The organism is Mesorhizobium sp. M2A.F.Ca.ET.039.01.1.1 (genome assembly GCF_003998035.1).
Taxonomy (GTDB): domain Bacteria; phylum Pseudomonadota; class Alphaproteobacteria; order Rhizobiales; family Rhizobiaceae; genus Mesorhizobium.
In genome coordinates, this window is the sequence record NZ_RZRY01000458.1 from 1 (window position 1) to 5192 (window position 5192).

A 5192-nucleotide genomic window follows, 5' to 3' on the forward strand; every position below is an offset into this window, starting at 1 on the left:
GTTGAGCTCGGCTTCGGTCTTCGGCATCGGTCCTCGCGCGATCGAATAGGGCTCATGCCGTTTACGGCCAACAATGCCATCGGGGCAAGGCCGCGGGGCAATTCCGGGAAAGCCGCGCGGAAGCTTTGTGCGCGGATTGGCGATCGCCCCGGTTCCGCGCCGTTTCGACGCTTTCGAAGCGGATCTCGCCGCACGAAGAAATTCCCTCCAAAAAGACCGTCATTTCCCTGTTGCAATCGCCGCGCTCTTCGGCCATATAGGCGCGGCTAGCGGCCCAAGGCCGCGCGAGCGGGTGTAGCTCAGGGGTAGAGCACAACCTTGCCAAGGTTGGGGTCGGGCGTTCGAATCGCCTCACCCGCTCCAGTTTCCTCCACCGAGGATTAAGCAAACGAAAAGCCGCGGACCACCGCGGCTTTTTCGCGTCTGGACCATTTTGATCTTCTTGACCTTCGGAGCGCGCCCGGATTGCCGGGGAAGTGACGACATCTGCCGCCGCAGTTGGCGCTGGTCATCCGGGAAGTATCCGCCGCCCATCAGACTTGGGTCGCATGCCGAAGGGACTGTAGAGCCTCATTTGCCGGGCGCCTGACAACTATATGTTGAGTGAAAGTGCCGGAACTAAATCCGGCCGGGCATTTTCGCGGGGCGCAGTTCCCGCCAGTCGTTGCGTTGGGGCATACTAGATCAAAGAACGTCGGCCATGAGGTTCACAGCCTTACGGGATCCGTGCGGCCAATGGATGGTATATGACCTGCTTTCGGGTTATCCGGCGCAGGTTGGGGACATATTGTTGCTCGGCCTGAGCCGCGAGGAGGCGGAGCGGCTTGCCGGACAGGCAGATCAATCGGCGCCGCAGCCACTTCGCCGGCATTGCAACCATTTATCGGTATTCTGCCGTTCCGATCCGGAACGATCGGACTCGTCGGAGGTTTAGATGCGCCGACCGAGGGAGCGCCGATGAGGTTCGCAGCGATACAGGACCCGTGTGACGACTGGCTTGTCCATGATCTGGCTCTCGACCTCCCGGCGGAGATGGACGGCCGGGTGCTGATCGGGCTGACGCGTGGCGAAGCCGAGGATCTGGCCGACCAGGCCAATGCGGGAATTAGCGGGCAGGTTGTCGATTCGCCGGTTCCCTTCGCCAGCGTCGCCTGAGAACGCCAGGTCGCGGCACCGCGACTCAACCCCAGATCACATCGGATAACATTTGCGTGCCAACGCATTTCAACGTTGTGCCGGCTTCCATATCTCCTTCCGGGGGCCGAGAACCGCCGGCGGTGAGTGGCCTGCACCGCGACACGACGCGACTGGACGGCCCGTTTTGGAAAGCGGGTTTCCCGCTTCCTCCATCCCGAGGAGATGTCATCATGCGTTCTTTCATCCCAAAGATCATTGCGGCCGCCTCGATCTTCGCGGCCATACCGCTTTCGAGCGCCTATGCCGTGCACCGCCACCATAGAGCGGCGGTCGACACCACAACCACGGCATCGGTGCCGGCGGACCCGGAAGCGAGAGTTGCGACGCAGCAGCTGCTTGGCGTGAAACAAGGTATCCGCGAGGCCAGGCAGGCCGGCAAGATCACACAGGATCAAGCCCGCGACCTGATGCGGCAGGCGGACGCCATCCAGCCCACCCGAGGCCGTTCGGCGATCGGGCAGATCAACGAGTTGGATCAGCGGCTTCAGAATGCCTCCGGCCAAGGGACCTATATCGGCAGCGGCGGCGATGGCGGCTACTATCCGAACGGCTGACGACCCGAGCGCTCCCCCCGCAATGCGGCTGCCGGTGTGATCGAGCCCTGCCGGGCCTCACACCGGGGCCGTCGCGTTCCCACCCAGCCAAGGCGGAGATAACGCCCACGGACCGCCGATCGTCCCGAGACTCATGGACCTGTTATGCCAGCCGCGCCCTTGTCGTCCGCGGCGTCGCCAGCAGCAGGCTGGTCTCGCTGCCCGTGATCCCGGGGATCAGCCTTATCCGGCGCAGCACGGCGTCGAAATCAGTGAGCGAGGCGGTACCGAGCTCCACCACGAGGTCCCAGCGGCCGTTGGTGGTGTGAATGGTGGAAACCTCGGGAAGGCCGCCGAGCGCCCGGATGACGCGGTCGGCGGCATGGCCCTCGATCTCGATCATCATCACGCCGCGTATCCTCTGATCGACCGCGTCGGCGCGCAGCACCACCGTGTAGCCGATGATCTCGCCGGACTTTTCCAGCCGCTCCATGCGCGCCCGAACCGTGGCGCGCGAGACGCCGAGATCGATGGCGAGATCGGAGACGCTGCGCCGCGCATCATGCCGCAGAAGCGTGACCAGTCTTTCGTCGAGCGCGTCCATGATTGCTCATCTTGGTCAAGTTGGATGTGCAGAATGATAGATCATTCTTCTCGAAATGCCAATTTCGCCTGTTCAAACCGCCAGCGCCTGATGATCCAATCAGCCAATCAATCGTAAGGGCTGAAAAAATCATGCGCTGCAGGATCGTCGGCGCGCCGGTGCAGGACGGCGCGGGCAGGATGGGATGCGAGATGGGGCCGAGCGCGCTGCGCACAGCAGGCCTCGTCTCGGTGCTGGCCGAGCTTGGCCATGAGGTCGAGGACTGGGGCGCGGTCGAGAAGGCCGCGGCGCGCCCGGTGGTGCACGGCAACCTCGCGCTGAAGGCGCTGCCGGAGATCTCCGCCTGGACCGCCGCGATCGCCGAAACCGCCTACGCCGCTTCCAGGGATGCCGTGCCGATCTTCCTCGGCGGCGACCATTCGATCTCCGCCGGCACGGTGTCCGGCGTGGCGCGCCGCGCCGCCAAACGCGGCCGGCCGCTCTTCGTGCTGTGGCTCGACGCGCATCCCGATTTCCACACGCTCGACACCACCACCAGCGGCAATCTGCATGGCGTGCCGCTCGCCTATGCCAGCGGGCAGGCCGGTTTTCAGGGCTATTTCCCGGATCTGCCGCAAGCGGTCGACCCGGCCCGCATCTGCGCCATAGGCCTGCGCAGCGTCGATCCAGCCGAGCGCCGCGCGCTCGCTGAAGCCGGCGTCACCGTGCACGACATGCGCGCCATCGACGAGCACGGCATCGCGCCCTTGCTGCGCGCTTTCCTCGCCCGCGTCGAGAAGGAGAACGGGCTCTTGCATGTCAGCCTCGACGTCGACTTCCTCGACCCGTCGATCGCGCCGGCCGTCGGCACCACCGTTCCCGGCGGCGCCACTTTTCGCGAAGCGCATCTGGTGATGGAGATGCTGTCCGACAGCTGCCTCGTCTCCAGCCTCGACCTGGTCGAATTGAACCCGTTCCTCGACGAGCGCGGCCGCACCGCGACCCTGATGGTCGACCTCACCGCCAGCCTGATGGGCCGCCGCATCATGGACCGCCCAACCCGCAGCCATTCCGGGAGCCTCTGAGCATGACCCAGCCTTCGCGCCTCGCCATCGTTCCCTTCGTCAGCGTCGACCGCATGATGAAGCTGGTGCTCGCCATCGGCGTCGAGCGCTTCCTCACCGAGCTCGCCGCCTATATCGAGGAGGATTTCCGGCGCTGGGAGCTGTTCGACAAGACGCCGCGCATCGCCTCGCACAGCCATGACGGCGTCATTGAGCTGATGCCGACCAGCGACGGCAAGATGTACGGCTTCAAATATGTCAACGGCCATCCGAAGAACATGCGCGAGGGCCGCCAGACCGTCACCGCCTTCGGCGTGCTCGCCGATGTCGGCTCCGGCTATCCGATGCTGCTCACCGAAATGACCATCCTGACGGCACTGCGCACCGCCGCCACCTCGGCCGTCGCCGCCAAATACCTGGCCCCAAAGGGCGCGCGCACCATGGCCATCATCGGCAACGGCGCCCAGTCCGAGTTCCAGGCCATCGCCTTCAAGGCGTTGCTCGGCATCGACCGGCTGCGGCTCTACGACATCGATCGTTCGGCGTCCGAAAAATGCGCCCGCAACCTGGCGACCAAGGGTTTTGACATCACCATCTGCGCAACCGGGCAGGACGCGGTGGAAGGTGTCGACATCATCACCACGGTGACCGCCGACAAGCAGTACGCAACCATCCTCACCGACAACATGGTCGGCTCCGGCGTCCACATCAACGCCGTCGGCGGCGACTGCCCCGGCAAGACGGAACTCCATCGCGACATCCTTCTGCGCTCCGACATCTTCGTCGAGTTCCCGCCGCAGACGCGCATCGAGGGCGAGATCCAGCAACTCGACGCCGACCATCCGGTGACCGAGCTGTGGCAGGTGATGACCGGGAAGGCTAAAGGCCGCAAGGCGCCCGAACAGATCACGCTGTTCGATTCCGTCGGCTTCGCCACCGAGGATTTTTCAGCGCTGCGCTACGTCCGCGACCAGCTCCAGGCCACCGGCCTCTATGAGGAACTCGACCTGCTCGCCGACCCGGACGAGCCGCGCGACCTATTCGGCATGCTGGAGAGGGCCGCCATGCAGCCGGCGGCGTAAGGGCTTTTGAACATCTGGAAATCGCGAAGGGCGCTCCCCCTCACCCAGCCTCCGCTTCGCTCGGCTGACCTCTCCCCGAGGGGAGAGGAGATTGCCGACGTTGGCGCCAGCCTCTTCTCCCCAGCGGGGAGAAGGTGGCCGCGCAGCGGCCGGATGAGGGGGCGGCGCCAGCGCTGATGATTGCCAGCGCTACCGACGCAAGGCCGCGCAGCTTTCCCGCTCGACCAGCACCGGCGCCAGCACTTCGCGTCTGGAAGGCGCTTCCGGCTCACCCAGCCTCTCGAGCAGCAGGCTCACCGCGCGCGTGCCGATCTTTTCGACCGGCTGCGCGATCGTCGTCAGCGGCGGCCAGGTGGTGACGGCATAGGGGATGTCGTCGAACCCGACCATCGAGATATCGTCGGGAACCCGCAATCCGCGCGAGCGCAGCGCCGTGACCGCGCCCATCGCCATCAGGTCGTTGCAGGCGAACACCGCCGTGATGTCCGGCGCCTGCGCCATCAGCTGCTCCATCGCCAGGCGCCCGCCGGCGAAATGATAGTCGGAATCTACGACCGACGAGGCCGGCAGCTCGAGGCCCGCCTCGTCGAGCGCGCGCGCGAAACCGCGCAGGCGGGCCGGGCTGGAGCTGGAATCGCGCGGGCCGCCGATGACACCGATCTTTTCATGCCCGAGCCCGGCCAGATATTTGCCGGCGAGATAGCCGCCATGGTCATGGTCGACCAGCACCGAA

General features: G+C 65.4%; 6 protein-coding genes and 1 tRNA gene. 5 read left to right on the forward strand and 2 right to left on the reverse strand.

All coding sequences use genetic code 11. The features are described from left to right. The first annotated feature begins 288 nt into the window (after positions 1-288). The 3 genes from EOA24_RS26720 (at position 289) to EOA24_RS26730 (ending at position 1751) form a co-directional block, all read left to right on the forward strand. Positions 289-363 (forward strand) — tRNA-Gly (locus tag EOA24_RS26720). A gap of 594 nt (positions 364-957) precedes the next feature. Then, positions 958-1155 carry a hypothetical protein gene (locus EOA24_RS26725; protein ID WP_127410240.1) on the forward strand — a complete coding sequence of 66 codons (198 nt, stop codon included), beginning with the start codon at positions 958-960 and terminating at the stop codon, positions 1153-1155. A 212-nt stretch (positions 1156-1367) separates the two neighbouring features. Next, positions 1368-1751 carry a hypothetical protein gene (locus EOA24_RS26730; protein WP_126080385.1) on the forward strand — a complete coding sequence of 128 codons (384 nt, stop codon included), beginning with the start codon at positions 1368-1370 and terminating at the stop codon, positions 1749-1751. Between the two features lie 142 nt (positions 1752-1893). Here EOA24_RS26730 and EOA24_RS26735 read toward each other — a convergent pair whose 3' ends face one another. Beyond that, positions 1894-2334: an Lrp/AsnC family transcriptional regulator gene (locus EOA24_RS26735; RefSeq protein ID WP_042645357.1), complete on the reverse strand. Its 441-nt coding sequence runs from the start codon at positions 2332-2334 to the stop codon at positions 1894-1896. 131 nt (positions 2335-2465) lie between these two features. On the opposite strand from EOA24_RS26735, the gene rocF reads away from it, so the two are divergent. Both rocF and EOA24_RS26745 read left to right on the forward strand, forming a co-directional pair. Further along, the gene (rocF, locus tag EOA24_RS26740; RefSeq protein ID WP_126080384.1) at positions 2466-3398 is read left to right on the forward strand and encodes an arginase; all 933 of its coding nucleotides are present in this window, start codon (positions 2466-2468) and stop codon (positions 3396-3398) included. 2 nt (positions 3399-3400) lie between these two features. Further along, complete coding sequence (locus EOA24_RS26745; RefSeq protein WP_126080383.1) at positions 3401-4459, forward strand: ornithine cyclodeaminase; 1059 nt, start codon at positions 3401-3403, stop codon at positions 4457-4459. A gap of 189 nt (positions 4460-4648) precedes the next feature. On the opposite strand, the gene EOA24_RS26750 is transcribed toward EOA24_RS26745, so the two are convergent. Beyond that, a partial coding sequence (locus EOA24_RS26750; RefSeq protein WP_145992544.1) for a substrate-binding domain-containing protein occupies positions 4649-5192 on the reverse strand: 544 nt, incomplete at its 5' end.

Bases quoted from the DNA above. Each gene is read 5' to 3' on its own strand.
- EOA24_RS26725 (WP_127410240.1), top strand. From the start codon at position 958: ATGAGGTTCGCAGCGATACAGGACCCGTGTGACGACTGGCTTGTCCAT.
- EOA24_RS26730 (WP_126080385.1), top strand. From the start codon at position 1,368: ATGCGTTCTTTCATCCCAAAGATCATTGCGGCCGCCTCGATCTTCGCG.
- EOA24_RS26735 (WP_042645357.1), bottom strand. From the start codon at position 2,334: ATGGACGCGCTCGACGAAAGACTGGTCACGCTTCTGCGGCATGATGCG.
- rocF (WP_126080384.1), top strand. From the start codon at position 2,466: ATGCGCTGCAGGATCGTCGGCGCGCCGGTGCAGGACGGCGCGGGCAGG.
- EOA24_RS26745 (WP_126080383.1), top strand. From the start codon at position 3,401: ATGACCCAGCCTTCGCGCCTCGCCATCGTTCCCTTCGTCAGCGTCGAC.